A 26343-nucleotide genomic window follows, 5' to 3' on the forward strand; every position below is an offset into this window, starting at 1 on the left:
TGATTTGTTTTGTTTCACTCCTTATCCTGCGTGTTCTGGAATACAAGTTAAATAAAAAATATCCAGTTAGCCAGATTCGCGAATCATTAATCCGTTATTCCTGCTCTCATCTTGATCAGAATTACTATCTGTTTGATTACAGAGATGAAATTCTGCAGTTGATGGAATCGATTTTCGATATGGACTTGGGCAATAAGATTATGAGCACATCTGAAATCAAAAAAATTTTGCAATACCAAAAGTAAGGCCTAATTTCACAACACTATTTTGCCAAAAAAACAAAGCTCTCTAGCCCGCGTATTTACTGGACTAGTAGAGCTTTTTTTACTTGTTTTGCTGCAAAACTCAGGTTTTTGTCCGTTTCATGAAAATCTTTGTGCGTTCAACAAATACTACTCGTCGATTGGCTGGTCTGTTGCAAGATAGGCACAAGTAAACAACAGCATAGGAGCAAGAACAAGCAGCCCGCATCCCCATTGCAATTCGATAGTAGAGCCAATCAACCTTCCGGCTAACCCTAATTTTAAAAGCTGAGTATAAACGGCAACACATGTTGAGCATATAGTACCAAGGGCTACGATCCCGGCAATGTAGAGCATTCGATACTTGCGGTATAAAACTAACACTCCTGATAATAGAGCTACGACCAGCAAAAGAATGCCATCTGTCCCGCCGTAGCGAATGAGGTCAATATTGCGCAAAGTAAAGTAGCTTACACTAAGATTTTCACTAAGCCCAGGAAGTGAGAACCTAAACAGCGGCGCAAAAGCCCCCCAAAACAGCAACCCCGCACCCAGCAAACCACAAAACATTTTTCTATCTCCCAAAAATCCCCACTCCTTTGCCTTTTATTTAGGCTACTATGAATATATATGAGTGTATCTCCTCCTGAATTCAGGCAACATCGCCATTTTTCCGAAAAATAAAAAATAACCGCAATCCTGGGTAAGATTGCGGTTATGCAGCAGGCCTTAGCCAATCAGCTTCTTACTGTTTGGGCGTACCATGGGGACGCAATAAGTTTTTTTCGCCTTTTAGGGATTGGACAAATTCAAAAGCCTGTGTAACATTGGACTCTTTCCCTTCAATAACAAGAACAACCGCTCCCTCAGAACCGGCAATACCGCCTGAACCGACATGATAGACCTGTACGTCAAACATTGCGGATAAGGCCTGAATTTCCGTAACCACCGTCGCCTGAACAATCGGCATCAACCCCGCCGGACTGCCGGTGCTGTAGCGATAACTCTTATTGCCTGTATGTTTTACAGCCTCCTCAACACTGGGAATCATTTTTTCCAGGCCAACCGGCATAACTAACTGTGCACCTCGCGCATATAAGGTTCCAAGCGAAGAACCAATCGTTCCACCTTCATCGTTTGCCATAAAAATGGCCGCATGATAGTTGTTGTCAACAGCATTAGCCCCTTTTATAAAAACATCCTTAGCCGAAAATTTCTCTAAAGCCTGCTTGGCATGAATATCCTGGCGGATCCCCTTATGTAATACAATGGGGAAAATAAAGTCGGGATTATCCAGCGTACTCCAGGTTTCCCCCAGCGTTATATGTCCGGAAATAAAATTTTCTTTTACCATCGGCTGGCCAAGCAGTTCTTCTGCCACATAGCAGGTCGTACTGCCTGTAGCCACAACAATCCAACCGTTCTGTAAGGCTTCTTCCACGGACGGCAGCCGCACAATGGCTTTGGCAATCAGCCGCCTGGATTCATAAGGAGTTAATACAACAAAGGCTCGTTCTGAATACATATATCATTACCTCCGTGTTACGTCTATTTACAATACTTACCTCATATTTTAACTATACATTTTTCGTATGTAATAATCAACCCTTAAAGCTAACTATTTTCCATTGATGCAACATAAAAAATAGTTAACCGGTCTTACACAATAAAAAGTACCGAGCACATGATGGCTGGGTACTTTTTACATGGTAGAGGAATATGAAAAAGATAGGCGCCCAATAGAAGACTCTTCTATTGAACATGCTTCAGTATAACTCCTTATTTTTAGAAATTCTTTAGAAATACCATAAAAATGTCAATCTATATACAACGTGTTAAAGATTTGTGCAGGCGGGTGGTGTGTTGGCAAAAGCGGAAGTCAAACGCCAGTGGTGGAGCGTTGTCAATGCACCGCCCACCTGCGCCTGCAGTATTCTTTAAGACGGAATATATAACACAAAATGTAGGTACTCATACATGGCCATTTTATGAGTACCTACATTTGAGAGGAATATTGGAAAATCCATAGAAAGCTCTGCCTTCTACGAAATTTCTACACAGATTATTATATTTTCATATTTTTAGAATTTCTTTAGAAAACTTTGGAAATCGGTATTTTCCCTTTAGGGAGCCGTACGGACAATACTATTGTGTCTTTGTATCATAAGATTGCAAAGAGCGTCGAGTTCTTGCATCAGTTCTTTCTCTGCAATTTTTTCAGGAAAATATTGCAAGGCAGTGCAAATTTCCCAGATTCGTTCGCAAATTTCATCTTCTGTCATTGTTTTATCTCCATACCGCAAAATAATGAGCCTCGTTTTTTTGAAAAAATAAAGTTGACATCTTGAATATCCCCCTTATATTTACTAATTAAAGCATAATATGGAAATGTGACAAAAGCATGACAAACTAAAATGCCTTATTTATTAACACTGTTTTTGGATTTTATGATATTGTCCAAAATATTGGCAAATGCAGTTGATTTTCTCGTAGATAGTTCTTTCTTTGCTTTATATCGCTGATTTTGCTTTTGATAATCAAAACTATGTTGTACAGATGCAATTTTAGGAATCATAGTAAGCCCCTCCTAGCTATCATCAGAACGTCTAGCCAATTGTCAGCTTACCATGAGAATATGACAGTTATATGACAGATTTGACAGGAAAAGCCACCGGAGAATCCTCTCCTGCTCCTGCAAAACTATCAGGCCAAAAATAAAAAGCCTTGCGGAATACCCGCAATAGCTTGTCGGAAAATCACCTAAATTAAAGCATCTTAATCGTGAGAATCCCCCTTCTAGCGACTGAATTATTGTAACTTTCCTCGTATAATTAAAATAGGACGGGGTCACGGCCCGTCCTAAACCGAATAAGGAGGTGATCTCCATGCGCTTGAAGATTTATAGTTTAGAGCTTACAATCTCAAGCGAGTTTGCTTTAATAACCTTTTGGATTATTAAGCAGCTCATCGGTTAGCCTCCCTATTCCCTGAACGCCCCTACGCCAATAGGGGCGTTCATTATGTTTCTATGCATATTATAACCGATTTAGAACCAGTTTAGTAGTTAAACTTCATTTACCATGTATATTTATAAGATACATGATTATCCTGTCGCAATCAGCATAAATTCTCTCTACACTGCTGCAAAAGCTTCATTGGAATTCATACTTTCTGCGCATTCATTAAGTGATGTTACGACATAATAGTAGGTTATTCCCTTTTTGACTGTAGTATCCGTATAATTATTTTTCAGTATCTGATTTGCAATCATAGTATAAGGGCCGCCGGACGTAGTCGATCGCTTAACGTTATAACCCAAAGCCATACTAACAGAATCCCAAAAAAGAACGATCTGTGAATTTTCTGCTGTAGCAGTCAGTTTAACCGGCGGTGCCAGTTCTGACATAGCGCTCTCTCTTCTGTTAACATTTTTTCGATCATTGTTTTTAACTGCTGCCGCGAACCGGTCAGAAGCTATAGGAACTTGCGAATTAGCCGCTAACATTTGCATTAATAACTCTCTATTTTTATTGGAATCTACGGTTGGCACTATAACCGACGTTTGCTTATTCAGTGTTTGATCATTTAGTATCGTAAATTTTTTGTCTAATTTGTCCTTAAGTTGAATGGCGTTTGTTTTTACATCCAAAGTTTTGTACTGCATTGTAAAAAAATGTGATGCCCTTATCATCATTTTCACCACCCCGAATTTTACAATGAATTATAACCCCTATTTATTTAAATAAAATTACATTATAACCCCAATGAAAATAACCCAAAGCCACCCGCCTTGAGTTATCTATGTTTTTTGGTGGAGACGGTGGGATTCGAACCCATGACCTCTTGAATGCGAACCAAGCGCTCTCCCAACTGAGCTACGCCCCCATTTAAAATCTGTATATATTTTTTTTCTTACTACTGCACAGATAATCATGCGCTCTTACTTAAGTAAGTATACGCCAATTTTAGCTTGTTATCAAGTGGTTAAACATTTTTTTGAGAAAAAGAAAAACCTTTCATCTTCCTATAAAACACCAGCAGACTCCTTCAAAAGAATGCCGGTGTCATGTATTTAATGGTACTGATAGCTCGGCTTTTCCTCTGCAGTATCCTCAAAAGATGTGAACGGCAAATGAAAGATGCGATTGCCGTTTTTGTCAATATAACTTAAATGTCTGATGAAAAATCTGGAGAAAGAACCAGTGAAAAAGGCCGAAATCAAAGTGCCTTCGCGGATGCCGTAAATTTCGCCGAAGTACATCCAGGATAGGCAGGCGGCAATAAGGACAATACCTGTGTCCACACAAGTCTTTGTATTACCAAAGTCAAAATTCCAATGGCAGGAAATCGCATTGACAATACCTTCACCGGGAAGAACAACAACATTGCCGATGATTTCTAAAGTAACACCCAGGGCTAATATCGTAGTTCCTATCAGTAATGTGATAAATTTGCTGATATACAATGCCGGTGTCACTATACTAAGCATATACATCGTAAGATCGATAAAACAGCCAAAAATGGCGGTCATGGGTATTTGCAACAATTGAATATAGGGAAATTGCCGGCGTAAGATCAGAATTTGTACCAGTAAGAACATCATATTGACGATAAAGGTAAAGCTTCCGAGAGAAACAGGATACCGCAAACTTAAAATATACGGTGTGCTGGAAATCGGTGCCGTACCAAGCATGCTTTTTACAATACAGGAAATACCCAGAGCCACAAAGAAAAGACCGCAAAAAAATAAAAGCCAACGCTTTAAAAGAGACATAAAAAAACCTTCTTTAGAAAAGAGTATTCTTTTTATTATAACACACTCAAAAGTATAAATCAAAAAATTCCTATAGTCACTTAAATAACCGGGAATTAAGCCTCTTTGTTGGAGTCTTCATTTGAATTCCCAAACCGTTATGCCATGGTCCACTATGATTTTCTTTATTCTTTCCAATTTGGCTTCACCGGGGGCGGAAAAAGCGGGGCAGGTCGCCCCTACCGCACGATATTTTGCTTCGCCAAAGTCATGATACGGCAACAACTCTATCCCTTCGACCCGTGTATACTCCCGGAGAAATTTGCACAATGCCCGGATATTGTGCTCACTGGCGTTTACCTCCTCCATAAGAGGAACACGAACTACTGTTGGCTGAACCCCGCTGATCTTTACAAGATTATCTAAGATTTTCGCATTGCCGGCGCCGGTCATTTTCTTATGAACGTCATGATTCATATGCTTGCAATCAAAAAAGACGAAATCCACATTCGCAAAGATATCTTGCACCGGTTCCCAATCATAATAGCCGGCGGTTTCCACGGCAGTATCAATCCCCAGTCGCCGGCAGGCAAGAACAAGCTGCCGCAAGAATGCCGGCTGGGCGAGGGGCTCGCCGCCGGAAAAGGTGACGCCTCCGCCCGACTCCTGATAGAAAATAGCATCTCGCTTGATGACCTGCATTACCTCATCAACCGTAACCTGCTCACCCATTTTCTTGCGGGCACCCGCCGGGCAGACTTCACAGCACTTGCCGCAGGCAACACATTTCTCCCGCACCGGTAGGGAAACCGCTTGCCGTTTGCCTTCCATAGCGGCGGCCGCACATACCTGACTACATCGCCCGCAGCCAATGCACTTCTCGCGCAAGAATAAAATTTCCGGCAGGGGATTCCAGGACTCGGGATTGGCGCACCACCGGCACCGCAGCGGACAGCTCTTTAGAAAAACAGTGCTCCGAATCCCCTCACCATCATTGATTGACCAGCGTTGTATCTGAAATATCGTTCCTAAAACAGAGTTCATTCTAATCACCTATACGGCCTTACATCGTCTCATAAGTCGTCCGGGCAATAATTGCGTCCTGAGCTTCCCGGGACAGGTTAACAAACTGGGTGCTATACCCAGCCACCCTAACCAATAGGTCTTTATAATCTTCCGGCCGTTCCTGCGCCTTCTTCAATATCTCACTGGAAATAACGTTAAATTGAACATGGAAGGCCCCCAGCGCAAAATACGCTCTGATAATCGCAGCCAAATTCTTCAGATTCCGCTCTGATTGCAGCAATTCCGGGGCAAATTTGATGTTTAACAATGTGCCGCCGGCGTGAACATCATGATTGATTTTAGCCGCCGAACGCATGGCGGCGGTGGGACTGGTTAAATCTGTGCCGGCATGCGGCGAAACGCCTTCGGTCAAAGGGCTTTTGGCTTTGCGTCCATCCGGCGTCGCCCCGATCACACTGCCGGCGGGTATATAGTTGGAAATCCCCATAAAGGCTGAATTAAACGGCGAGCCGAAATAATCCCGGTAGGCTCTCACTTCTTTATGATAAAAATCGGTAATTTCCACAGCAATAGAATCCACATAGTCATCGTCATTGCCGTATTTGGGACAGGCAAGCGCCTCCTGCCGCAGCCTTTCGTACCCTTCCCAGTTAGCGGCCAGGGCCTTTCTAAGTTCAGCCAGCGTATATTTTCTTTCTTCGAAAACCAGCTTCTTAATGACTGCCAGCGAATTAGCCGCGTCAGCGACCCCGATGCCGGTAAGCACCGGCCCAATATTATACGCAGCGCCGCCTCGGCTCAGATCTTTACCTTTTTCCATGCAGCCATCGACAAGCAGCGATAAATACGGTCGCGGCACAATCTCGGCATGAATTTGCTGTGCAGTAATAGAGCCGCTTACCGCATGCTTGACTAAATAAGCCAGTTGGCGCAAAAATTCGTTTTTCACTTGTTCATAGCTGGAAAACTCGCCGGCTTGTCTTAGTCCCATATCCTGGCCGGTAATGCGGCTTTTACCGTCATTCAGTGCGTATTCGATCGCCGCGGCAAAATTGATATTAACCGCCGAAGTCCACTCGCCAACTTTTCTAAAATGCGGCACAACACAGCCGCAGTTGCTCCAGTCACGGGCATCCGCCGGCGATAAGCCGGCGGCTAACAGCATCTCCGACCCAACCCTGTCATTATGTATAGCTGGGAATCCAGTTCCGGCACGGACTAATTTACATACCGCCAGCAAAAATTCAGGCGGGCTGTCCGGATGAATCCGCACGCTCAGCCCCGGCTGATGAGTCTTGACATTTTCCGTCGCCTTAAGGCACATATAAGACAGTTCGTTGGTGGCATCACGGCCTTCCCGTGTTCTGCCGCCCACAGTCAAATTCTGAAACGAATTGTAGCCGGCAAAGAACTTAGCCGTGTTGCTGGAAATTGCCCATACCCATTCTGACAGCTTGATCCAAAGTGCCTCAATCAGTTCCTGGGCCTTCTCCCGGGTAATCGCCGCTTTTGCCTGGTCGGCGGCATAATAGGGATACATATACTGGTCAAACCGGCCAAGGTTAAGCGCCAGCGAATTTTCGGACAGGATGGACCCCAGTTGCGTAAACCATACGGTTTGCATGGCTTCATAAAAGCTTTCCGGAGGATGTTCCGGTACCCGGCGGCAAGTTGCCGCGATTTGCAGTAATTCGGCTTTCCGGTCAGCGTCAGTTTCTGTTTGCGCTAATTCAGCGGCTTTATCCGCATAACGCCGGGCCAGCGTGATAATACCCTCACAGGCTAAGCTCGCTGCCCGGTAAAAATCAATCTGCTCCAAAGCCGCCGGCGTAACAGGCTCTAAATTTTTCAGATGATCCAAGGCCTCTGTCCGTAAGCCGCCAAAGCCTTTTTTAAAAACTACGTCCTGATAATCGGCCGTAACCTCTCCCACCGCGCTGCGCCATTTCGAGTCATTATCAATGATACCGGTATCAATCAGCAGCTTGGCAGTTTCCTGGTTAATGCGGGCTAAAAAAGTTTCTTCCAGTGATTTACCCTGCCAATAAGGGAAAATTTCATCCCGCAATATTTTTTTGGCAGTTGCGGCAATGCAGTACGGGTCCTGCTTCCTGTTCTCAAACGAATCCATCTCATCCTTAACCCATTTCCAGGAATACTCCGGACAGATAATACCCGGTCTGCGGAATTCGCCAATAGACCCAACGATAAGTTCATCGGCAAAAATAGTCGTTGGCAGCGTCCGGCATACTTCTAGAAAAGCTTTGGCCCGGCGAATAATGACCGCTTCCCCTTCCGTCTTTTTATGGGACGCGGTAAAAGCTGCCGCCCGCTCAATACTAATGGACGGTGTGGAATTAATGTAGGACTCCTTAAAACTCTTGATCCGTTCGTTAATCATACTCGCTTACCTCCCTGTTTCTTGCTTCTGCCCGGCTAAATACTCAGCCAAAGCGTCACTGGCTGCCGCCATATGCCGCCGCAATACGTTCCGGGCAGCCTGAATATCTTGCCGGGCACAAGCCGCCAGCAACTGTCGGTGCTCCGCCTGTGATTTGGCCTGATAGTTCATGGCTGCCAAATAAAGGCGCATGTAGCGTTCCACATTGTTATGCATGCTGCGGATTAAAGCAAGCAGCTTCGGCCGTTTGGCACACCGGTACAAGGTTTCATGAAACTGCCAGTTTAACTCCCCCCAGCGACGGGCATCGGTAGTATCATCCGCTGCTTTCAATATCCGGGCCGCCTCGGATAGTTCCGTCGCCGTCAGGCCCGGAACCGCCAGTTCCAGTGCGCCTAATTCCAAAAACAGCCGTATATCAAAGATCTCTTGTGCTTCTTCCCCGGATAACGCACTGACGACAGCGCCGCGGTTAGGATAAAAACAAACCAATCCTTCCGCTTCTAAACTTTTTAAGGCTTCCCGCAAAGCACTCATACTTACTCCAAACTTTGCAGCTAATTCTTCTTGTTTTAACTGCGCCCCCCCGCTCAATTCACCACTCAAAATTTGTTCCCGCAGAATATGGGCAATTCTTGCCGGCAAAGTCCGGTTCGGTATCATGGTTTGGTATTTCTGATCAATATTTTTCATGTTTTCACTGTAATACGTTTTCTTCGCCATGTAAATTCGATTTTCGAAAGTATACAATATACATTAAAATGAATATATGTATGAAGAAACTCAGTAATGATAACTCTTCTGCAGCTTACCCTGACAGACAAAACTCCCTGAACAAGTGAGGCTTCATAGCCCCAACCGCTCAGGGAGATCCGTCTTTTTCTCAGACTGTTTCTTTCCCGCTGTTTACCCGAATTAGGCGCAAACTGTTTAACGTAACCAGGATCGTTGCCCCCATATCGGCCAGAATTGCCAGCCATAGAGTAAGCCAGCCCGGGAATACGGCAAGTACGGCTACTGTTTTAATAAACAGCGAAAATCCAATATTTTGCCGGATAATGCTCAGTGTCTTCTTGCTAAGCCGGATCGCAAAGTTTAGCTTGCTTAAATCGTCAGCCATTAAAGCAATATCGGCTGTTTCAAGGGCTGTATCGGTGCCGGCGCTGCCCATGGCAATACCGATTGTGGAAACCGCCAAAGCAGGAGCGTCATTGATCCCGTCGCCAACCATGGCTACCTTGCCATATTGATCAAGCAGTTCCTGAACGGCACTCACTTTGTCCTCAGGCAGAAGCTCAGCCCGGTACCCGTCAACACCTACCCGCGCGGCCATCGCTTTGGCTGTCGCCGCATTGTCGCCTGTCAGCATGATCGTGTGCCGAATGCCGGCTGTTTTTAGGGAAGCGACTGCCGCTGCGCTGTTATGGCGCATTTCGTCGGCTACGGCAATAAGGCCCAGCAGTTTTTCCCCGGTGCCGGCAACCATGACCGTCTTGCCTTCGCCTTGCAGCCGCTCAATTTGCTCCGCTGCGGCAGCTAATGACACCTTACGTTCACAAAGCAGCCGGGGATTGCCAATAAACACGGTTTGTCCGTTGACGGTCCCCTGGGCCCCGCGTCCGGTAATGGCGCGAAAATCTTCTACAGGGGTAATCGCGATATGTTGAGACCGGGCGGCCTTGCCGACCGCTATCGCCAGCGGATGCTCAGAACGCGCTTCCAGGCTGGCGGCCATTTGCAGCAGTTCTGTCTTACCGGTTTCACCTACCGGCACGATATCGGTTACGACCGGTTCTCCCTTGGTGAGAGTACCGGTTTTGTCAAAGGCAATCGCCGAAAGCAATCCCATTTCTTCCAGATATACGCCGCCTTTTATTAAGACACCATTCTTAGCGGCGGTGCTAATGGCGCTGACAATAGCAACCGGTGTCGAAACCACCAAAGCGCACGGGCAGGAAACCACCAACAGAGCCAAGCCCCTGTAAATCCAGGGCGCCCATTCCTGACCCAAAATTAAGGGGGGAATCAAAACAATCCCCACAGCCAAAGCCATTACAATCGGCGTATAAACAGCGGCAAACTTCTCGACAAACGCCTGCGACGGCGCGCGTTTGCCCTGTGCCTCTTCTACCATATGAATAATCTTGGCAATCGTAGTGTCGTGCACCAGTTTGGTTACCCGTACTTCAAGCGAACCATGCGTATTCAGTGTCCCGGCGTAGACTTCATCGCCGGCGCCTTTTTCCACCGGAATGGATTCGCCGGTAATCGCCGCCTGATTAATGGCCGATTCCCCTTTGCTGATCATGCCGTCTATGGCGATCTTTTCCCCCGGCCGGATCAGCATGATATCGCCGATTTCGATTTGTTCAACGGGCACCTCGGTTTCAGTGCCGCCGCGCCAGATGCGCGCCGTCTTGGGGGCGATGTCCATCAAATCCCGGATTGAGCGGCGGGCCTTATCCATAGTCCAGGCTTCCAGCATTTCCGAGATGGAATAGAGAAAAGCGACAGTTGCTCCTTCCTCATATTGACCAATGGCCAATGCCCCGATAATAGCAATACTCATCAGGACACTCATATTAAAATTCATGCGGGGCAAGGCGCGCGCGGCCTTTTTAAAATTACCCCAGCCGCCAAGAACTATGGCGACTATATAAAAAGGAATGAACACCGTTGCCGGGCCGCCGTACTTTTCAAGGCCATAGGCAACAGCCAGCGTAATGGCTGACCCGATAGCCCGGTGCAATTCCCAGTTTTTTTGACGTACTGCCTGGGCACTATGCTGCTCAGCGGATACCTGCTGACCAAGCGGGGTTATCGTATAATTTTCTTCTGCCCCCAGACGGCGAATCGCCGCTATATCAACAATTCCCTCCAGCGCCAACTTGCCTGTAACTTTATTGAGGCTGACGCTCTTTATCCCCGGGAGGGCAGCTACCGCCTTTTCAAATTTTGCCGCGCAGTCCAGGCAGCAAATACCGTCTACCTGAAATGTGGTAACCTCCGGCGTCAGCGCCTCAGCGGCACCACACCCGCAGGCACAGGTAGCGGCAGCCACCTGGTTTGGTCGTTTTTTTTCAGTAATTTTTTTGATTGCCGGCCGGTTCTTCAAGCCGCCACCTCCTATCGGTGTTGAATATGTTCAATCCCTTGCGCTAAAAGTGTCGCAACATGGTCATCATCAACCGAGTACCATACCATTTTTCCCTCTTTACGGTATTTAACCAAACGAGCGCCACGCAATAGTCTGAGTTGGTGCGATACAGCCGATTGCCCCATGTTGACAACAGCGGCAATATCACATACACACAATTCCCGTTTAGAAAGAGCGTGCAAAATTTTAAGCCGCGTCATATCGCCAAGTATTTTAAAAACCTCGGCAATTTGCTGCACCTCCTCATCCGGTAATGCCTCTGCCCTGGCAAGACATATATTTTGGGGATGCTCGCATAATTCTTCGCACACATCACATGCTATCTCTTTCATTTTAACCTCCGCATCATATGAATATGTATTCATATGTAAATGATATTCTTTTTTAGGAAAAACGTCAATAGATTTTTTAAAAATGCTAAAAAAAAATAGACCTCTCCGAAAGAACATTCCTCTCGGGCAGTCTATTTTTATAGTATTCTAGCAAAATATCCATAAATTATTGTCTAGATTTCTAATGCGACGCTGCGGGAGCTTCCTGCTTTTGCGGTTTGTTATCCGGCATAAACAAAGCGGCAATCCCCAGAACGACTAACAACGAAGCGACAAAATTGTAGGCGTCCCGGTAGGCAAGAATACTCGCCTGATGAAGCAATTCCTGATAGATTTTGCCCATAGCCTGTGTGGAAGCCAGAGCCGCCGGTACTCCCAAATTCGTCATTGCCTGTGTGTAGGTTTCAAGTGCGTAACGGTAACCGGCATCCGCCATTGTCAAATGCTGCACCAGGTAGGACTGCTCAATTTGCTGGCTGTGAATCAGTTTATTGGTGACCAGGGCAATGCCAATACTTCCCCCTAAGTTGCGCGTAAGCGAAATAATTGCCGACGCATTGCTGCTATGCTGCGGCGAGATCTTTGAAAAAGCGAGCGTACTGGCCGGTACAAACAGAAAGGGCAGTCCCAGCGTTTGCAGGATGCGGACAAAGACAAAGGTAGCATAATCCGTCTGCGGGGTCACAAGGCCGGTAGCCCACATGCCCAGAGCGTTAATCAGCATCCCCAGCGAAATTAAGTATTTTGCCGGAACCCGGTTAACAAGCCTGCCGACGACCGGCATCATAAAGAGAACCACGACCCCGGCCGGCGACAGCAGCAGGCCGGACAAGGTGGCATCATAGCCAAAGTTGGACTGGACCATCATCGGCAACAGGGTGGTACTGCCGTATAACGCAAAACCGACAAAAAACATCATCACACAAGGCATCCCAAAACTGGGTATCTTAAAGAGTTTCAGTTCTACTACAGGCCGCTCTTGCTGTAATAGCCAATAAATCGCAACGATCAGGCTGATAACGGAGATTGTGGCAAAAAATACAATGAACGAGCTGTCAAACCAGTCTTCCTGCTGACCCTTATCCAATACGATCTGCAGCGCCCCAAGGCCGACAGCAATCAGACCAAGGCCAATATAGTCGATGGAACCGACATTCTGTTTTTGCGCGCTGGGTGGATCCTGGACAAGAATCTTGACCAAGAAGGCGGCTAACAGGCCGACAGGCACATTCATGAAAAAAATCCAGCGCCAGCTGTAATTATCGGTAATATAACCGCCGAGAGTCGGCCCCAGAATCGGCGCCAAAACCGTCGTTATCCCGGTAATCGCAAAGGCCATCCCCAGTTTTTCCGGCGGAAAACTGTCCTTGATGATGGCCTGCTGGGCCGGTTGCAAACCGCCGCCGGCCAGTCCCTGCAGCAAGCGAAACACAATCAGCATCGGCAGGGAAGTCGAAATCCCGCACATAAAGGAGGTAACGGTAAAGCCTACAATACAAAGAATAAAGAAATTTTTACGCCCCATAAGGCCGGACAACCAGCCGGATAACGGTAAAACAATACCGTTGGACACAAGATACGACGTTAAAACCCAGGTGCTTTCCTCTGAACCTGCCCCCAGCGAACCCGCAATATGGGAAAGCGCGACATTGGCAATCGTTGTGTCCAACACTTCCATAAAAGCGGCCAGACTGACGACCAGAGACACCAGAATCGGGCTTACTGGCTTAAGAGCCGTTTCGCTCATATTCTTACTCCCGCGCCCCCGGTATATACGGTGGGAATAACCGACATCCCCGGCCCCAGAGGAAGAGTCGCATCCGGCGGATTATCGAATACAATTTTTACAGGAACGCGTTGTACGGTCTTAACAAAATTGCCTGTCGCATTTTCCGCCGGGAAGAGAGAAAAATATGATCCGGTGCCTGCCTGAAAGCTCTCGACCTTGCCGTGCAGCATCGTACTGGGAAAAGCATCAATGCGAATATCGACAGGCTGGCCGGGGCGCATACGGTCCAGTTGCGTTTCTTTGAAATTGGCAACAACCCACAATTCCGTTCCGACCAGCGTAGCCAGTTGCTGGCCGGTCTGGACATAGTTGCCGAGCTCCACGCTGCGCTTGGTAATGCGCCCATCCATAGGCGCAAGCACCTTCGTATTGGCCAAGTCCGTTTCAGCCTGCGCCAAATCCGCTTCCGCCTGCTGTACCTGAGCCAAAAGCTGTTCGCCGCTGTCTTTGGCTGCCGCAATGACAGTAGGCGCCGTTTGAGCCGAACGGAGATCGGCCTGCAATTTATCCAGCGCCGAACGATCCGCTTTTTCCGTGGCTATCGCCTGATCCAACTGCTGCCGGGAACAGGCGCCCGCGCTAAACAGGCTTTCCATGCGCTGCTTATCGGCCAGTGATTTCTCCCAGGTGGCCCGCGCCGATGCCACTTGCGCCGCCGACGCGTCAATATTGGATGACGCGGAAACAGTGGTTGTTTCCAGATTGTTGCGGGAAGCGTTGACCGCCGCTTTAGCCGCGGCCAGGGCCGCCTTGGCCCGGTCGCGGCGGATTATGTAGTCGGTCGGATCAATTTCCATTAGGACATCACCCGCTTTGACCATTTGATTGTCTTGTATATGTAAGGTTTTTACATACCCTTGTACCTTCGGGCTTAAAACAACGGTCCGCCCCTCAATGGCGGCATCATCTGTCGATACTTCGCCGCGGTGCCAAAAATAATAGCCCCCGCAGCCGGCAGCGATGACTAACAGAACAGTAATAAGCTTGATGAATTTCGGTGGTATTTTCATACAATCTCCCTTTCCCCAAAAGCTTTCTAGGCCTCCCTGCATATATAAGCGAGAACGGCCATAACCTCTACTTATCAGTCCAAATGAGCTGTTTTTTTTATACTATAAAACAAACGTTTGTTTTAGTTGGCTTACATAGCCATAGCGGCTTAACTTGTCACTACTCCGGTTTCTGAACCGCCGTTTCCTTTATCACCCCATGCAAATAGACTCGAAAAGCCTGTGCCACATACTCGGTTTCACTATTCTCCTGTTTTACGAAAGGAAAAAGTTCTAAAACCAGCGGTTTGGCAATAAAATAAAAGTTTAAAATCCCAACCAGCGCAACCGCTGCGTGTATCACATTCAAATCGTCCCTAAAGTACCCTTCGGCAATACCTTCCTGCAATGTGGAATTGATAAACTGATACGCCTGCAATAAATGTTTCTCAATAATCGGCCTGCCATATTCGGTAGGATTCGTCGCCTCACTGTATATAAAGCGGGATAAAAAGGGCCGCTGCGCATGGATATGCGCAACCTGGTCGGCGTAAAAGGTAAGCCGGTCAACTGGCGAGGAAGAATCCGTTTTGTCTACTCCCCTAAGTATCTCCAGAATTGGCGAAAGCTGCTCCAACAGCACAGCCTCATAAAGCCCCTCCTTGCCGTTAAAATGGTAAGAGATGGCGGATACGTTGACTTGAGCGGTCTCGGTCAGTTCGCGAACCGATACGGCGGCAAATCCTTTAACCGCAAATAATTCTGTTGCAACTTCGATCAATTTCATTCGCGTCTGATTTCCCATATCAACATCCTCTTGACAAAATGTAGTAAGTCCTACTCAAAATTCAAACAATCGTTTGTTTAATTTGAGTGTAGCATGCCTGCTATAATCTGTCAAATTTCTTTGTACCCCGCGCAAAGCTACCAAAGCCCGAGGATTTTCCACCAGGAAAGCCCCACTACAAAATAAATGGTCAAAGAAACAGCCGTTACAATATGGCCGATCTTCCACCAGGTTTCCTGATCCACATAGCCCGCCCCAAACAATACGGTTCCCACTGCGTTGCCGTAATGGGTCATCAAGCTGGCAATCTGGGCGGAAGCAGCACACAGCAGCAGCAGCGGCAGGGCCGGTAAATTAGCCGCAGCCCCGGTCGTAAAGATTACCGGAATGAAAGTAATGACATAGGCAATTGTCGAGGCAAAAAAATAGCGGACAACAACACTCATCACCAGCAGACCGGCGAGTAAACCTAAGCTGTTCATCCCGGCAAAGTGTAAATGCTGCTCTAGTACGTCGCCCAGCCACACAAAAAATTTCGTATGGTTGAGCCCATTGGCTAACGAAATAATCCCTCCATACCAGATAAACGTACTCCAGGCATTCCTGCACGCTAGTACCTTTTCCCAGGAAATCACTCCGGTCAATAAACTTAACGAAAGCAGGCTAAGCGCCACTGTAGTCGACTCAATCTTTGTGATGGTGCCTGTCGCCCAGCCAATAACCGCCAGCACAAACAATACCGACAAGATTTTTTCACGCCGGCTCATGGGCCCCAGTTCCTTATAGCCCGCCTCTGCAATCGCTTTACTGTTTACCGCTGTAAGCTCCGGCGGAAAAATCCTGTAAACCAGATAGGGAACCAACAGCAAACAGATCGCCCCGGGCACGGACATGGCCAGCGCCCAATCTATCCAGGAGATATCGGCATGCATAATCGTATTCGTCAGCTTGATCATCATCGGCATAATGGCACCGGCCGTTATAAACATCGTACCGGTTATCAAACTATTTTGATACAACAGCACCATGAGAAACGCGCCAATTCGCCGCGGATTGCAATCAGGACGGGAATCGAGGGTAATGGCCAGACTCTGAAAAATCGGATAAACCAGCCCCCCCGTTCTAGCGGTATTAGACGGTATGGCCGGCGACAAAATGAGGTCGGTCACAGTCGAGATATATCCCAGACGCAAACTCGACTTGCCGAACTGGTCAATTAAAAAATAGGCAATCCGTTTCCCCAAACCTGTTTCTACAAAACACTGACCAATAATAAAGGCCGTAAACACCAGCCAAGGTGTAGTTTCACCAAACGCACCCAAGGCAATGTGGATATGTTTAAAACATATGGCGACGACCGCTAAGGCCGTAAGCAAGACCACCGGCTCGGCAACCGGCTTTAGCACAATTCCGAGAACCGCCCCCAGATAGATGGCGAATAACTGCCAGGCTAACTGCGTTAACCCTGCGGGAACCGGGAATAACAGAATAATACAAGGTATTCCTATACAAACGGCACCTCTTAGTAACTTCATTTTTTTCTCTCTCCCTTGTGGCAACCCGTATTACTTGTGAAAAACTTCGCTTGAATTATATCTACATTGTATATATAATAGTTCAATAATAAAGAATCTTCCATAAGTATCTACAACGTCTAACGGTTTTTACTTAATTGATAAATCAAAGAAGGACTAACGAAATGGATGATAAAGACTGGCTAATGCTGCAGGTAATTTCTGAAGAAAAAAATATCACTAAAACGGCTGAGCGTCTTTATTTATCGCAGCCGGCGATAAGCCAGCGGTTAAAGAACCTGGAAAGAGAGTTCGGAATCAAAATCTTGCACCGGAACGCAGGCGGTGTATCCTTTACTTCTCAGGGTGAATACCTGCTGGACTATGCAAAAGTCATGCTCACGCAGTACAGAGACGTAAAGGAGCGTATCTTGAACATGGAAAACACCGTTCAAGGAACGCTCCGCCTTGGTACGTCTTCAATTTTTGCCCATTACGAACTGCCGGATATCTTAAGAGGCTTTCGTGAGCAATATCCGCAAGTCGAGGTATTCCTTAAGACCGGGCTCAGCCATACGATCAACCGCGCCCTCTTGCGAGGGGAGATCTCAGTTGCCATCCTCCGCGGGGATTACATCTGGAACGAAGGGCAATTGCTATTGCGCAACGAACCGATTTGCCTGGTTTCTTCCTCGCCCATCGAGCTAAATGACCTGCCCAACCAACCCCAAATTTCTTATAAAACAGACGGGCCATTATACGACATTATTCAGGAATGGCTGCGCCAATCCTTTTCCCACCCGCCTTTAAACCCCATGGAAGTTGACAACATGGACACCTGCCGGCAAATGGTGCTCAAAGGGCTGGGCTGGGCAATTTTACCGGAAATCGGTCTCCAAAAGCATGACAATCTGTATACACGAGCGCTATACTGGAAAAACGGCAAACCGCTCCGCCGAAAAACCCGGCTGCTGTACCAGCATTCCTCACTGGAATTATCGGTCGTTAAGGCCTTTGTCGACTACATCAGCCAGTGTTGTCTTGCTCCCTAATACCCATGCCCTGTAAGGTACAATAGTTCTTTTGTAATTAATTCCGCAAAGTAAAAGTCATTCCCTTTAAATTTCAAAGGAGTTACTTATCGGGATCATCATCTTGACTTGGTTTTGCTGCGGCGGGTTGTAAGGGCAGGGAAAGGTTCGTTTGGGCTGATTGCACAAAAATATCATCCTGCCACATTTGGAACCCATAAATGATCAAGGCCAGTACTGACGCCAGAATAAGCGCTATGATACTGGCATTAAAATCTAAAAAACCTCTGCTGCCAAACCAGGGTAAGATAAAGAATGAAAAAATCAAATTAGCGATAGCTTCCACTACCATATAGAGTTGCCAATGTCCGTAAGTAAATTTTAATATCCAGATGGGAATTACCGGGAATAGTCCATACGTATAGGAGGACATCATCGCGAGTGGATAAGTAGTTTCCCTGAAATACCACCAACCGTTTGCGACGCCTGCCTCACTGACAAGGATACTTAGAAAGCCACCCAGTAGGCCGGCGCCAATAAAACGTTTTATATCTTCTCTAGGCATGAGAAAGAGACTTAACCAAGGTACAATAAATGTACCCCATAATATAACTTGATTGCTCATGGTATCACTCCACTCCTTTTATGTTGTATTATAGTATTTGCACCTGGAGTTCTCTTTCATTCTGTTTCAGTAGTCGGGCGGTAAGGGCAACTATGGTAAAACTTCTATGCGCAAACTATCTGGGCCAATACATAATAACAAACACACCGATTAATGAGATAATACCGCCAATAATGTCAAACCGGTCAGGAACAATCTTATCCACGCCCCATCCCCATAAAATAGATAAGGCGATAAATACCCCGCCATAAGCGGCATATACTCTGCCAAAATTAGCGGGCTGTAATGTGGGAATCACACCATATATGGCAAGAATAATCGCCCCCAAAATGGCATACGAAATTCCCTTCCCCTCCCGCAGCCATAGCCAAATCAGATAGCCTCCGCCAATTTCAAACAAGCCGGCAAGCACAAAATAGCCCATTGATTTTATAAATTCCATGTATCTGCCTCCGTAAATGAAAATTATTATCATTTATTATACTACATAAATACCCAAAAACCTACCCTCTGCCCAGCCTGAATCCTAAAATCACACAATCATTACAACTGCTAAAAATTACCCGGCAACTTTTAAATTGCCGGGTAATTTGCCTGCCGCCTTCCTGGCTGCGGTCTAAGATTTTTTCAGTGGGCTCGAACCGTCTCCTTGAATCCTAAAGAGTCGAGTTCCTGGAATTAGGAATGGGCTTGTATTTCCAGTATTAATTTACATAAAACAGAATCTGCAAAGGAATGGCAGGGAGACAACCCCGTAAACTGCTCTAATTTTTCCAGTCTAAATTTAAGTGTATTGCGATGAATAAATAATTCCGAAGAAGTTGCAGAAATATTCAAATTATTAGTCAAAAGACAAGACAATGTATTATAAATGTCATACTTCGGCTGTAAATTAGCTACTTTATTGCTTAATTCTAATAACGCCAAACAAGAACTATAATTTTTATTATCTGGCGACATTACGAAATCAAGCATTATTTGGTGTTGTTTAATATTTCGTATTATATGTAAGCATTTATATTCAATTGAAAATATCGCTTCCAGGTAAGATTGTCTTAATTGCCATTGATTTTGGGCATCACCACCAACGCCTACTCGAATTTGCAGTGGTAGTGAATGAAACAAATCAACAAGATTTTTTAAAAAGAATTTCGCGTTTTGTTTTTCAGAAACTGTTCTTAAAATGCAAAAATATCTTTTATAGAATAATACGAGATCATCCTGAGAAAATATGTGGGAATTCTTAATCGCTCTAATAACAGATTCCCGCACGCGATCAAACATTAAATTCTGTAAGCCAACAAATCCCTTAGGAGAAGGAGTTTCTATATCAACTAAAATAACGATTCGCGGAATTTCCAGTTTAAAGTTCAACATTTCCGCCAAGGTCTGAATATCTTCTTGAACAGTTTCCAAATCAACTGAGAAAAGAAGTGAAATCAATTGCTCTTTTAATCTATTTTCTGAACTATAATCTGATAACAACATATCACGTTCCAAAATCAGTTCGGTGACTGTTTTTACCAGTCTTGCGGTACTGCGAACCTCTTGAGGTTCTCCTGTTACTCCCACAACACCTACAATTTTACCTTTTAATTCTATTGGCCACATTACTCCCGGTAATGCTCCTGCAAAATTCATAGTTTCATTTGGTGAAATTTCAATAACAGTCTGTTGAGAAACTGCGAACTTACCGCCTTGATGGAAAGTATGGATGCGGGCTTTTTCCCCTGACGCGATAATAATACCGTCACAATCCATAATATTTACATTCCGTTTTATAATTGACATAAGATGATTAACAATAGTCTGGGCGATTTCCTGAGAAATAATCATCGGCTTTACCATCCTTGCTGTTATAAATAAATTGTACCCCTTACAGTTTGGCTTTTCATTGTCCATAATGGACAATGAAAAGCCAATTTTTAAAATATTCCTGTCTTATTGTTTCAAGGAAAAAAAACAAATTTGTTTGAAATAGTATATTGTTGATAAAAGCGTTATTTCCAACAATCAATAACAAACAAGGGGGAAATTCTACTTGGCAACTATCAATATTCCATATGGCCGCACGCAGCTTACACTCAATATACCAGAACACCGAATCGAAGGTATTTTAGAATCGCGTGCCCATCAGTTTCAACCAGAGGCCGAAGAACGGCAATTAGTGAAAATGGCTTTGGAACATCCCATCAAATCGTTACGATTACGTGATTTAGCAAAAGGAAAAAAGAAAATTACTATTATTACTAGTGATCACACCCGACCTGTGCCGACTAAAATAATCACGCCTTTATTGCTTGAAGAAATTCGCAGCGTTAACCCGCAAGCTGAAATTACTTTTTTAGTTGCTACAGGGTTTCATCGAGCTAGTACGAGGAATGAATTACTGAATAAGTTTGGCGAAGATTTATTTAAAAATGAAAGAATTGTTATTCATGACGGTCAAGATAAAAATTCTTTAGTGAATATAGGCAAGCTTCCTTCCGGAGGAGATTTGATCATTAACAAGCTTGCCGTAGAAACAGACTTGCTAATTGCAGAAGGGTTCATTGAACCGCATCTTTTCGCTGGTTTTTCCGGCGGCCGCAAAAGCGTTTTGCCGGGAATCGCCAGTCGCATAACCGTATTAGCCAATCATTGCGCTGAGTTTATTGCTCATGAAAAAGCCCGAGCCGGCATTTTAGAAGATAATCCGATTCATACCGACATGCTATATGCCGCCCAAAAGGCTAATCTTGCATTTATAGTAAACGTGGTACTTGATTCAAATAAAAAAATCATCCAAGCCTTTGCCGGTGATTTAGAACAGGCGCATGTGGCAGGGTGCAATTTTATCGGCAAATTGGCCAGCGTAAAGTCCATGCCCGCCGATATAGTAATAACATCCAATGGGGGCTACCCACTTGATCAGAATATCTATCAACATGTTAAATCTTTATCTTCCGCAGAAGCAACCTGCAAGGAGGGTGGTGTAATTATTGCCTGTGCGGCTTGCAACGATGGTCATGGCAGTGAAGATATGTATAATTGGCTTCGTAATGGAGCGCAGGCTGTGATGAAAAAGATTATGAGAACGGATAGAAATTCTACCATACCTGACCAATGGGCTGCTCAAATCATGGCACGAATTCAACTCAAGCATACAATTATTTTTGTTACCGATCAATGTGATCACCATATATTAAAAACTATGGGGTTTGAAGCGGCCTATACGTTAGAACAGGCAATGCGCATGGCGGAAGCCAAAGTGGGCTCTCAGGCGAAAGTTACCATAATCCCGGATGGAGTCGCCGTTATTGTAAATTAATTATAAAAAGGAGAAACCAGAATGTCTATTGATGCGATTATCTTACGTGGCAAGGATAACGTAGCCACAGCAGTACAAGACCTTAAGGCCGGCCAAGAAGCACTAGCAAGACTTGATCGCGAACTCTGCAAAATTATAATCAATGAAGATATACCGTATGGTCACAAATTTACTCTGCGGGATGTTGCGTGTGGCGAGGAAATAGTAAAGTATGGAGAGGTCATAGGCCGGGCGACAGCAAATATTTTATCCGGTTACCATGCCCATGTACAAAATATTGAAAGTTTACGCGGCCGTGGTGACCTTCAGAAGGAGAGATAATATGGAAAACTTTATGGGTTACCGTCGTGCTGACGGTACAGTAGGCACTCGTAACTATGTTGGCATTTTATCAGCAGTAGTATGTGCTAATGAAGTAGTAGAAGCAATTGCTCAAAAAGTACAAGGGACAGTCCGGTTTACTCATCACCAGGGTTGTTGCCAAACCCCAATTGATATTCGACAAGTAAACCGCATTTTAATTGCTCTAGGAAAAAATCCTAATTTACATTCCGTGATTATTGTTAGTTTGGGCTGCGAAAGCACAAATTTACAGGAAGTAGTAAAGGGAATCCGCGAAGCCGGCAAGCGAGTGGAATATCTCGTAATTCAAGAGACTGGCGGCGCCGCCAAAACAACTGCCGCCGGCGTATTATTGGCACAAGAAATGGTACGCGAAGCATCACTCCAACAACGTGAAGCATTTCCCATCAGCGAATTAGTTTTAGGAATGAAGTGCGGCAGTTCAGATACAACTTCCGGTTTAGTACCAAACCCCGCAATCGGTGTAGCTTCCGACTTAATTATCGCTGCTGGCGGAACATCTGTTATCGGCGAAATTACGGAATTTATTGGGGCTGAGCATATTATAGCCAGCCATGCAGCTAACAAAACCGTTGCCAAAAAAATCTTGGAGTTAGTTGATCGAATGGAAAAACGAGCGATGTCAGTAGGTGAAGATATACGCGGCGGACAACCTACTGGAGGAAATATTAAGGGCGGATTATCCACAATTGAAGAAAAATCACTTGGATCAATCGCGAAGGCCGGTTCAGCACCAATTCAAGCAGTTTATGAGTATGGAACACGTCCAACCGTGCACGGCCTTGTGGTAATGGATTCTCCCGGTCGAGAGCCAGAGATACTAACAGGTCTTGCCGCCGCAGGCTGTAATATAATCGCCTTTGCCACAGGCCGGGGAGCACCTCAAGGGTTTCCTTTTGTACCAGTATTAAAAATTACCGGCAGCCGGACTGCCGCAGAAAAAATGAGTGATCATATTGATATAAATTTAAGCGGAGTTATTGACGGAACGGACACAATACCTGATGCCGGAAAAAAGGTATTCGATGCATTACTACGTGTCGCCGCCGGCGGTATGACCAAAGCTGAAATCTCCGGCTATACAAATTCAATGGATATTTTCATGCACGGTCCAGTTATTTAACTCTATAATAAATGAGTTCAGAATCATTTATTAACGCTGAACTACTATGACAAATTAATTAAAATGCCAAGTAAGAGTTTAAATGCTTACTTGGCATTAATGCGGCAAACCCGTTGTTTTCCACTATTATAAGCTAACCCTCATTGGTAATTTCGTCCTGTAAATCTTGCTTACCTGTTCCCTCTTTTTATCCAATCACAATATTTTGTTCTTCTTCTTTTTATTCTGTATTACTTTTTTTACTGCTTCTAACATTTCCATTTTATGTTTCCGACTAAATTTTTCAATTTTTTCTAATGGTTCATGTGCCTTAAACATTTCTATTAAGGCTGCATGCTCATGTATAGACTCCTTCCCTCTATAGGGGACCAAAGTATATATAGATTTTCTTATCTGCATCATACGTTGCCATACATTTGCCAAAGTATTAATTAGATAACTATTGCCACAGCGATGATAAATCATTTTGTGAAACTCAGCATTAAGCTCTCCAAATTCTTCCAACTGCAACTCATCCAAAGCCACAGCCATATCAGAATTTAACTGTTCCAACCTTTGAAAATCCGCTTGCGTTAAATGTTCCGATGCCATGGCAGTAGCAGCTCCATCCAAAATGGCCAAAAGAGTTTGATTCTCCTCATAATCCTTTTCGTCAACCATTTTAACAACAGCCCCGCTATACGGAATCACTTGAATCAAATTTTCTGCTTCTAATTGTTGGATTGCCTCTCTCACAGGGATACTGCTTAACGCCAATTCTTTCTTTATATTATCAATGACAATCCGATATCCTGGTCCAAAAGTACCATTCAAAATGTTAGTACGAATATACTCATAAGCCTGTTCTTTTTTACTTATTCTCTTGTTTTTTGTATTATTGATATTTTTTTCCATAGCGTTATTATACAATATGATATATTATTTGGCAATTAATATTATGTCAAGTACTTTATTTCCTGATTTTTTACATAGATTGTTCTGTATAAGTAATCAATCGCTGGTTTTTTCAGCATAATAAAAACTTTCTTACAACTATTTTATGTAAAATTTAAAAGGCTACGGAAAATTCGTATGCTAACTAAACAAAATTTCCATCGTCATTAAAGCACCACGTATATGGTTCGCTTAAAACTTCCAGTTGGGGATGCTCCATGACATAATATCTTAAATTTTCCGATATTTCAATTTCTTCCATTGATAACATATTTTTAATTCTTACTATCGTAATATTTGCCTTATCCTCTTGATTGCTGCATTTAATGCATGCTTGAATCGCTTGTTTATCATTTTTTAATATGATTGGCATTTTCGCAGTACTTGTTACCGTGGTCGTTAAAGAATTGGCATAAGTCTGTTCAAAGTTAAATTTGCGGAAAGCCCGTTTGGTTGTATAATCACCCAAGCCTAATCCATTAGCTCCACCATGGGATTCTTTAGTAATATCAAGAATAGCCATACGCTTAAATTGGGGTACACCGACTCCGGCAATATTTTCTACTACTGGTCGCGAAAAATGTTGCCGAACTTTTATAACCTTTGGTATCGGAATTAAAGCCAATAATCGATCAATACTATTCACTATAATTTCCTCTTCCTTGTAAAGTAGACAGGCAAGCTCCTCTGGTTGATAACATGTTTATGTTGCCTGCAGAGAAGCTCACCTTTGATTTTTTACATACTGATTATTCTACAGTTGCTACGACAGAAGCTTGTATCGTTTCTTCCGTTAATTCTTGACCAATACCTGGCAATTCCGGTACGTCATAATAGCCATTTTGGGGTTGGTAATTATACTTACAAGACTTAGTATTAGCATCTAACAATGCATATCGATGCAATTCATGAATCTGAAAATTCGGAATAGCTGCTTCCATTTGCAAGGCTACCGCCGTAGAAATCGGGCCGCCGCACACATGGATTTGTACGGACACGTCGTATACATGCGCCATGTCACATACTTTTTTAATTTCTGTAATACCGCCACAAGTACAAATATCCGGTTGAATAACATCAAGTGAACCATTTTCAAAAAACGGCCGATATCCCCAACGTGTATAAATCCGTTCTCCCGCTGCTATCGGTATGTTTACATGATCGGCAACTTTTTTCATTTGTTTAGGATTCAGAGGCATTACCGGTTCTTCATAGTAGTATACACCTAACTCCTCAATCATTTTACCGAATTGGATAGCGGCTGTGGTGTCGGTAAAAGAATGCATTTCCACAATAACATCGATTTTATTCCCTATTCTTTCCCGGACAGCCTTCAAACGATCATATCCGAGTCGCAATACACTGTCGGACAATACCCCGTTTAAATTACGCTGATTCCAATTTCCTTTATCATCCATGGCCAGTACGTCAATTTTAATCGCATCATAACCGTCGGCAACTGCAATCGCGGCTGTTTCTGCATATTCTTCCGGCTTAACTAACATTGATTTTTGACTTCCCTTTCCCCAGCCAAATTGTAATTGGCTGGCATAAGCCCGAATTTTACTACGAGTCTTACCGCCTAAAAGTTGATATACCGGTGTTTGCAAAACCTTACCTTTAATATCCCACAACGCAATATCAATACCGCTCATGGCAGCAGTGACCACTGTTCCGCCACCTTGGCCCCAGAAAGTTTTCTTCTGCATCTTGTTCCATATTTCTTCATTATTGCGTGGGTCCATTCCGATAATTATGTTTGCTAAATCTTTTGCCATACCAAAACCAGCCGAAGCACCTACACCATAGGCTAACCCAACTTCCCCGAATCCGGAAATACCTTCATCTGTATTGATTTTTACTACCACCGGGCGCCACTTGCTTGTTGCTGACGCAAAATCATTCGCTACATCAATAATGTCAACATTAGTAATCTTCATATAAATCTCTCCTTTTTTAACTTAAAAT

At 44.6% G+C, this 26343-nt stretch carries 26 protein-coding genes and 1 tRNA gene; 5 read left to right on the forward strand and 22 right to left on the reverse strand.

Going from position 1 to position 26343, the window contains the following annotated elements; genetic code table 11:
* Window positions 1-245: hypothetical protein (locus tag BLR65_RS30565; protein ID WP_218130657.1), on the forward strand; the 245-nt coding region annotated here is incomplete at its 5' end.
* Window positions 246-392: 147 nt separating this feature from the next.
* Here BLR65_RS30565 and BLR65_RS22115 read toward each other — a convergent pair.
* From BLR65_RS22115 to BLR65_RS22180, 16 genes are all read right to left on the reverse strand, one after another.
* On the reverse strand, window positions 393-827 hold the full coding sequence (locus BLR65_RS22115) for a hypothetical protein (protein ID WP_143122631.1): 435 nt from the start codon (window positions 825-827) through the stop codon (window positions 393-395).
* Between the two features lie 160 nt (window positions 828-987).
* A complete protein-coding gene (locus BLR65_RS22120) occupies window positions 988-1767 on the reverse strand; it encodes a hypothetical protein (RefSeq protein WP_093796344.1) in 780 nt (259 codons plus the stop codon).
* 598 nt (window positions 1768-2365) lie between these two features.
* Complete coding sequence (locus BLR65_RS30015) at window positions 2366-2524, reverse strand: hypothetical protein (RefSeq protein WP_169717006.1); 159 nt, start codon at window positions 2522-2524, stop codon at window positions 2366-2368.
* A gap of 137 nt (window positions 2525-2661) precedes the next feature.
* Entirely contained in the window at window positions 2662-2817 is a 156-nt protein-coding gene (locus BLR65_RS30020; RefSeq protein ID WP_169717005.1) for a hypothetical protein, read from the reverse strand.
* 558 nt (window positions 2818-3375) lie between these two features.
* On the reverse strand, window positions 3376-3906 hold the full coding sequence (locus BLR65_RS22125; RefSeq protein WP_143122632.1) for a hypothetical protein: 531 nt from the start codon (window positions 3904-3906) through the stop codon (window positions 3376-3378).
* A gap of 145 nt (window positions 3907-4051) precedes the next feature.
* Window positions 4052-4127 (reverse strand) — tRNA-Ala (locus BLR65_RS22130).
* Window positions 4128-4314: 187 nt separating this feature from the next.
* Window positions 4315-5016 carry a YczE/YyaS/YitT family protein gene (locus BLR65_RS22135; RefSeq protein WP_093796346.1) on the reverse strand — a complete coding sequence of 234 codons (702 nt, stop codon included), beginning with the start codon at window positions 5014-5016 and terminating at the stop codon, window positions 4315-4317.
* 117 nt (window positions 5017-5133) lie between these two features.
* The gene (locus tag BLR65_RS22140) at window positions 5134-6039 is read right to left on the reverse strand and encodes a glycyl-radical enzyme activating protein (RefSeq protein WP_093796347.1); all 906 of its coding nucleotides are present in this window, start codon (window positions 6037-6039) and stop codon (window positions 5134-5136) included.
* Window positions 6040-6058: 19 nt separating this feature from the next.
* A complete protein-coding gene (locus tag BLR65_RS22145; protein WP_093796348.1) occupies window positions 6059-8422 on the reverse strand; it encodes a glycyl radical protein in 2364 nt (787 codons plus the stop codon).
* A gap of 6 nt (window positions 8423-8428) precedes the next feature.
* Window positions 8429-9145, reverse strand: a complete 717-nt coding sequence (locus BLR65_RS22150; RefSeq protein ID WP_245692983.1) for a GntR family transcriptional regulator — start codon at window positions 9143-9145, stop codon at window positions 8429-8431.
* 160 nt (window positions 9146-9305) lie between these two features.
* Entirely contained in the window at window positions 9306-11537 is a 2232-nt protein-coding gene (locus BLR65_RS22155; RefSeq protein WP_483881001.1) for a heavy metal translocating P-type ATPase, read from the reverse strand.
* A gap of 11 nt (window positions 11538-11548) precedes the next feature.
* The gene (locus BLR65_RS22160; RefSeq protein ID WP_093796382.1) at window positions 11549-11911 is read right to left on the reverse strand and encodes an ArsR/SmtB family transcription factor; all 363 of its coding nucleotides are present in this window, start codon (window positions 11909-11911) and stop codon (window positions 11549-11551) included.
* Between the two features lie 181 nt (window positions 11912-12092).
* The gene (locus tag BLR65_RS22165; RefSeq protein ID WP_093796350.1) at window positions 12093-13658 is read right to left on the reverse strand and encodes a DHA2 family efflux MFS transporter permease subunit; all 1566 of its coding nucleotides are present in this window, start codon (window positions 13656-13658) and stop codon (window positions 12093-12095) included.
* Entirely contained in the window at window positions 13655-14710 is a 1056-nt protein-coding gene (locus BLR65_RS22170) for an HlyD family secretion protein (RefSeq protein ID WP_093796351.1), read from the reverse strand. The genes BLR65_RS22165 and BLR65_RS22170 overlap by 4 nt, the downstream gene beginning before the upstream one ends.
* A gap of 160 nt (window positions 14711-14870) precedes the next feature.
* On the reverse strand, window positions 14871-15494 hold the full coding sequence (locus tag BLR65_RS22175; RefSeq protein ID WP_093796352.1) for a TetR/AcrR family transcriptional regulator: 624 nt from the start codon (window positions 15492-15494) through the stop codon (window positions 14871-14873).
* A gap of 119 nt (window positions 15495-15613) precedes the next feature.
* The gene (locus BLR65_RS22180; RefSeq protein ID WP_093796353.1) at window positions 15614-17011 is read right to left on the reverse strand and encodes a DASS family sodium-coupled anion symporter; all 1398 of its coding nucleotides are present in this window, start codon (window positions 17009-17011) and stop codon (window positions 15614-15616) included.
* A gap of 164 nt (window positions 17012-17175) precedes the next feature.
* Between BLR65_RS22180 and BLR65_RS22185 the strand changes: the two genes are divergently transcribed.
* The gene (locus tag BLR65_RS22185) at window positions 17176-18042 is read left to right on the forward strand and encodes a LysR family transcriptional regulator (RefSeq protein ID WP_093796354.1); all 867 of its coding nucleotides are present in this window, start codon (window positions 17176-17178) and stop codon (window positions 18040-18042) included.
* 82 nt (window positions 18043-18124) lie between these two features.
* On the opposite strand, the gene BLR65_RS22190 is transcribed toward BLR65_RS22185, so the two are convergent.
* From BLR65_RS22190 to BLR65_RS22200, 3 genes are all read right to left on the reverse strand, one after another.
* Window positions 18125-18646 carry a hypothetical protein gene (locus BLR65_RS22190; RefSeq protein WP_093796355.1) on the reverse strand — a complete coding sequence of 174 codons (522 nt, stop codon included), beginning with the start codon at window positions 18644-18646 and terminating at the stop codon, window positions 18125-18127.
* Window positions 18647-18761: 115 nt separating this feature from the next.
* Entirely contained in the window at window positions 18762-19088 is a 327-nt protein-coding gene (locus BLR65_RS22195; RefSeq protein WP_093796356.1) for a YnfA family protein, read from the reverse strand.
* A 236-nt stretch (window positions 19089-19324) separates the two neighbouring features.
* A complete protein-coding gene (locus BLR65_RS22200; protein ID WP_093796357.1) occupies window positions 19325-20548 on the reverse strand; it encodes a CdaR family transcriptional regulator in 1224 nt (407 codons plus the stop codon).
* A 139-nt stretch (window positions 20549-20687) separates the two neighbouring features.
* On the opposite strand from BLR65_RS22200, the gene larA reads away from it, so the two are divergent.
* The 3 genes from larA to BLR65_RS22215 are packed head-to-tail and all read left to right on the forward strand — an operon-like array spanning window position 20688 to window position 23442.
* A complete protein-coding gene (gene larA / locus BLR65_RS22205) occupies window positions 20688-21956 on the forward strand; it encodes a nickel-dependent lactate racemase (RefSeq protein WP_093796358.1) in 1269 nt (422 codons plus the stop codon).
* 21 nt (window positions 21957-21977) lie between these two features.
* The gene (locus BLR65_RS22210; protein WP_093796359.1) at window positions 21978-22277 is read left to right on the forward strand and encodes a UxaA family hydrolase; all 300 of its coding nucleotides are present in this window, start codon (window positions 21978-21980) and stop codon (window positions 22275-22277) included.
* A 1-nt stretch (window position 22278) separates the two neighbouring features.
* Entirely contained in the window at window positions 22279-23442 is a 1164-nt protein-coding gene (locus BLR65_RS22215; protein ID WP_093796360.1) for a UxaA family hydrolase, read from the forward strand.
* A gap of 195 nt (window positions 23443-23637) precedes the next feature.
* Here the strand turns inward: BLR65_RS22215 and BLR65_RS22220 are convergent, their stop codons facing one another.
* The 3 genes from BLR65_RS22220 to BLR65_RS22230 form a co-directional block, all read right to left on the reverse strand.
* Window positions 23638-24336, reverse strand: coding sequence for a GntR family transcriptional regulator (locus BLR65_RS22220; protein WP_093796361.1), 699 nt, complete (start codon window positions 24334-24336; stop codon window positions 23638-23640).
* Between the two features lie 184 nt (window positions 24337-24520).
* A complete protein-coding gene (locus tag BLR65_RS22225) occupies window positions 24521-25021 on the reverse strand; it encodes a hypothetical protein (protein ID WP_093796362.1) in 501 nt (166 codons plus the stop codon).
* Window positions 25022-25124: 103 nt separating this feature from the next.
* On the reverse strand, window positions 25125-26315 hold the full coding sequence (locus BLR65_RS22230) for a mandelate racemase/muconate lactonizing enzyme family protein (protein WP_093796363.1): 1191 nt from the start codon (window positions 26313-26315) through the stop codon (window positions 25125-25127).
* Between the last annotated feature and the right edge of the window lie 28 nt (window positions 26316-26343).

The sequence above is a fragment of the Sporomusa acidovorans genome (assembly GCF_900101845.1).
In the GTDB taxonomy this organism is placed as follows: domain Bacteria; phylum Bacillota; class Negativicutes; order Sporomusales; family Sporomusaceae; genus Sporomusa; species Sporomusa acidovorans.

Bases quoted from the DNA above. Each gene is read 5' to 3' on its own strand.
- BLR65_RS22120 (WP_093796344.1), bottom strand. From the start codon at position 1,767: ATGTATTCAGAACGAGCCTTTGTTGTATTAACTCCTTATGAATCCAGG.
- BLR65_RS30015 (WP_169717006.1), bottom strand. From the start codon at position 2,524: ATGACAGAAGATGAAATTTGCGAACGAATCTGGGAAATTTGCACTGCC.
- BLR65_RS30020 (WP_169717005.1), bottom strand. From the start codon at position 2,817: ATGATTCCTAAAATTGCATCTGTACAACATAGTTTTGATTATCAAAAG.
- BLR65_RS22125 (WP_143122632.1), bottom strand. From the start codon at position 3,906: ATGCAGTACAAAACTTTGGATGTAAAAACAAACGCCATTCAACTTAAG.
- BLR65_RS22135 (WP_093796346.1), bottom strand. From the start codon at position 5,016: ATGTCTCTTTTAAAGCGTTGGCTTTTATTTTTTTGCGGTCTTTTCTTT.
- BLR65_RS22140 (WP_093796347.1), bottom strand. From the start codon at position 6,039: ATGAACTCTGTTTTAGGAACGATATTTCAGATACAACGCTGGTCAATC.
- BLR65_RS22145 (WP_093796348.1), bottom strand. From the start codon at position 8,422: ATGATTAACGAACGGATCAAGAGTTTTAAGGAGTCCTACATTAATTCC.
- BLR65_RS22150 (WP_245692983.1), bottom strand. From the start codon at position 9,145: ATGGCGAAGAAAACGTATTACAGTGAAAACATGAAAAATATTGATCAG.
- BLR65_RS22160 (WP_093796382.1), bottom strand. From the start codon at position 11,911: ATGAAAGAGATAGCATGTGATGTGTGCGAAGAATTATGCGAGCATCCC.
- BLR65_RS22165 (WP_093796350.1), bottom strand. From the start codon at position 13,658: ATGAGCGAAACGGCTCTTAAGCCAGTAAGCCCGATTCTGGTGTCTCTG.
- BLR65_RS22170 (WP_093796351.1), bottom strand. From the start codon at position 14,710: ATGAAAATACCACCGAAATTCATCAAGCTTATTACTGTTCTGTTAGTC.
- BLR65_RS22175 (WP_093796352.1), bottom strand. From the start codon at position 15,494: ATGGGAAATCAGACGCGAATGAAATTGATCGAAGTTGCAACAGAATTA.
- BLR65_RS22180 (WP_093796353.1), bottom strand. From the start codon at position 17,011: ATGAAGTTACTAAGAGGTGCCGTTTGTATAGGAATACCTTGTATTATT.
- BLR65_RS22185 (WP_093796354.1), top strand. From the start codon at position 17,176: ATGGATGATAAAGACTGGCTAATGCTGCAGGTAATTTCTGAAGAAAAA.
- BLR65_RS22190 (WP_093796355.1), bottom strand. From the start codon at position 18,646: ATGAGCAATCAAGTTATATTATGGGGTACATTTATTGTACCTTGGTTA.
- BLR65_RS22195 (WP_093796356.1), bottom strand. From the start codon at position 19,088: ATGGAATTTATAAAATCAATGGGCTATTTTGTGCTTGCCGGCTTGTTT.
- BLR65_RS22200 (WP_093796357.1), bottom strand. From the start codon at position 20,548: ATGGACAATGAAAAGCCAAACTGTAAGGGGTACAATTTATTTATAACA.
- BLR65_RS22210 (WP_093796359.1), top strand. From the start codon at position 21,978: ATGTCTATTGATGCGATTATCTTACGTGGCAAGGATAACGTAGCCACA.
- BLR65_RS22215 (WP_093796360.1), top strand. From the start codon at position 22,279: ATGGAAAACTTTATGGGTTACCGTCGTGCTGACGGTACAGTAGGCACT.
- BLR65_RS22220 (WP_093796361.1), bottom strand. From the start codon at position 24,336: ATGGAAAAAAATATCAATAATACAAAAAACAAGAGAATAAGTAAAAAA.
- BLR65_RS22230 (WP_093796363.1), bottom strand. From the start codon at position 26,315: ATGAAGATTACTAATGTTGACATTATTGATGTAGCGAATGATTTTGCG.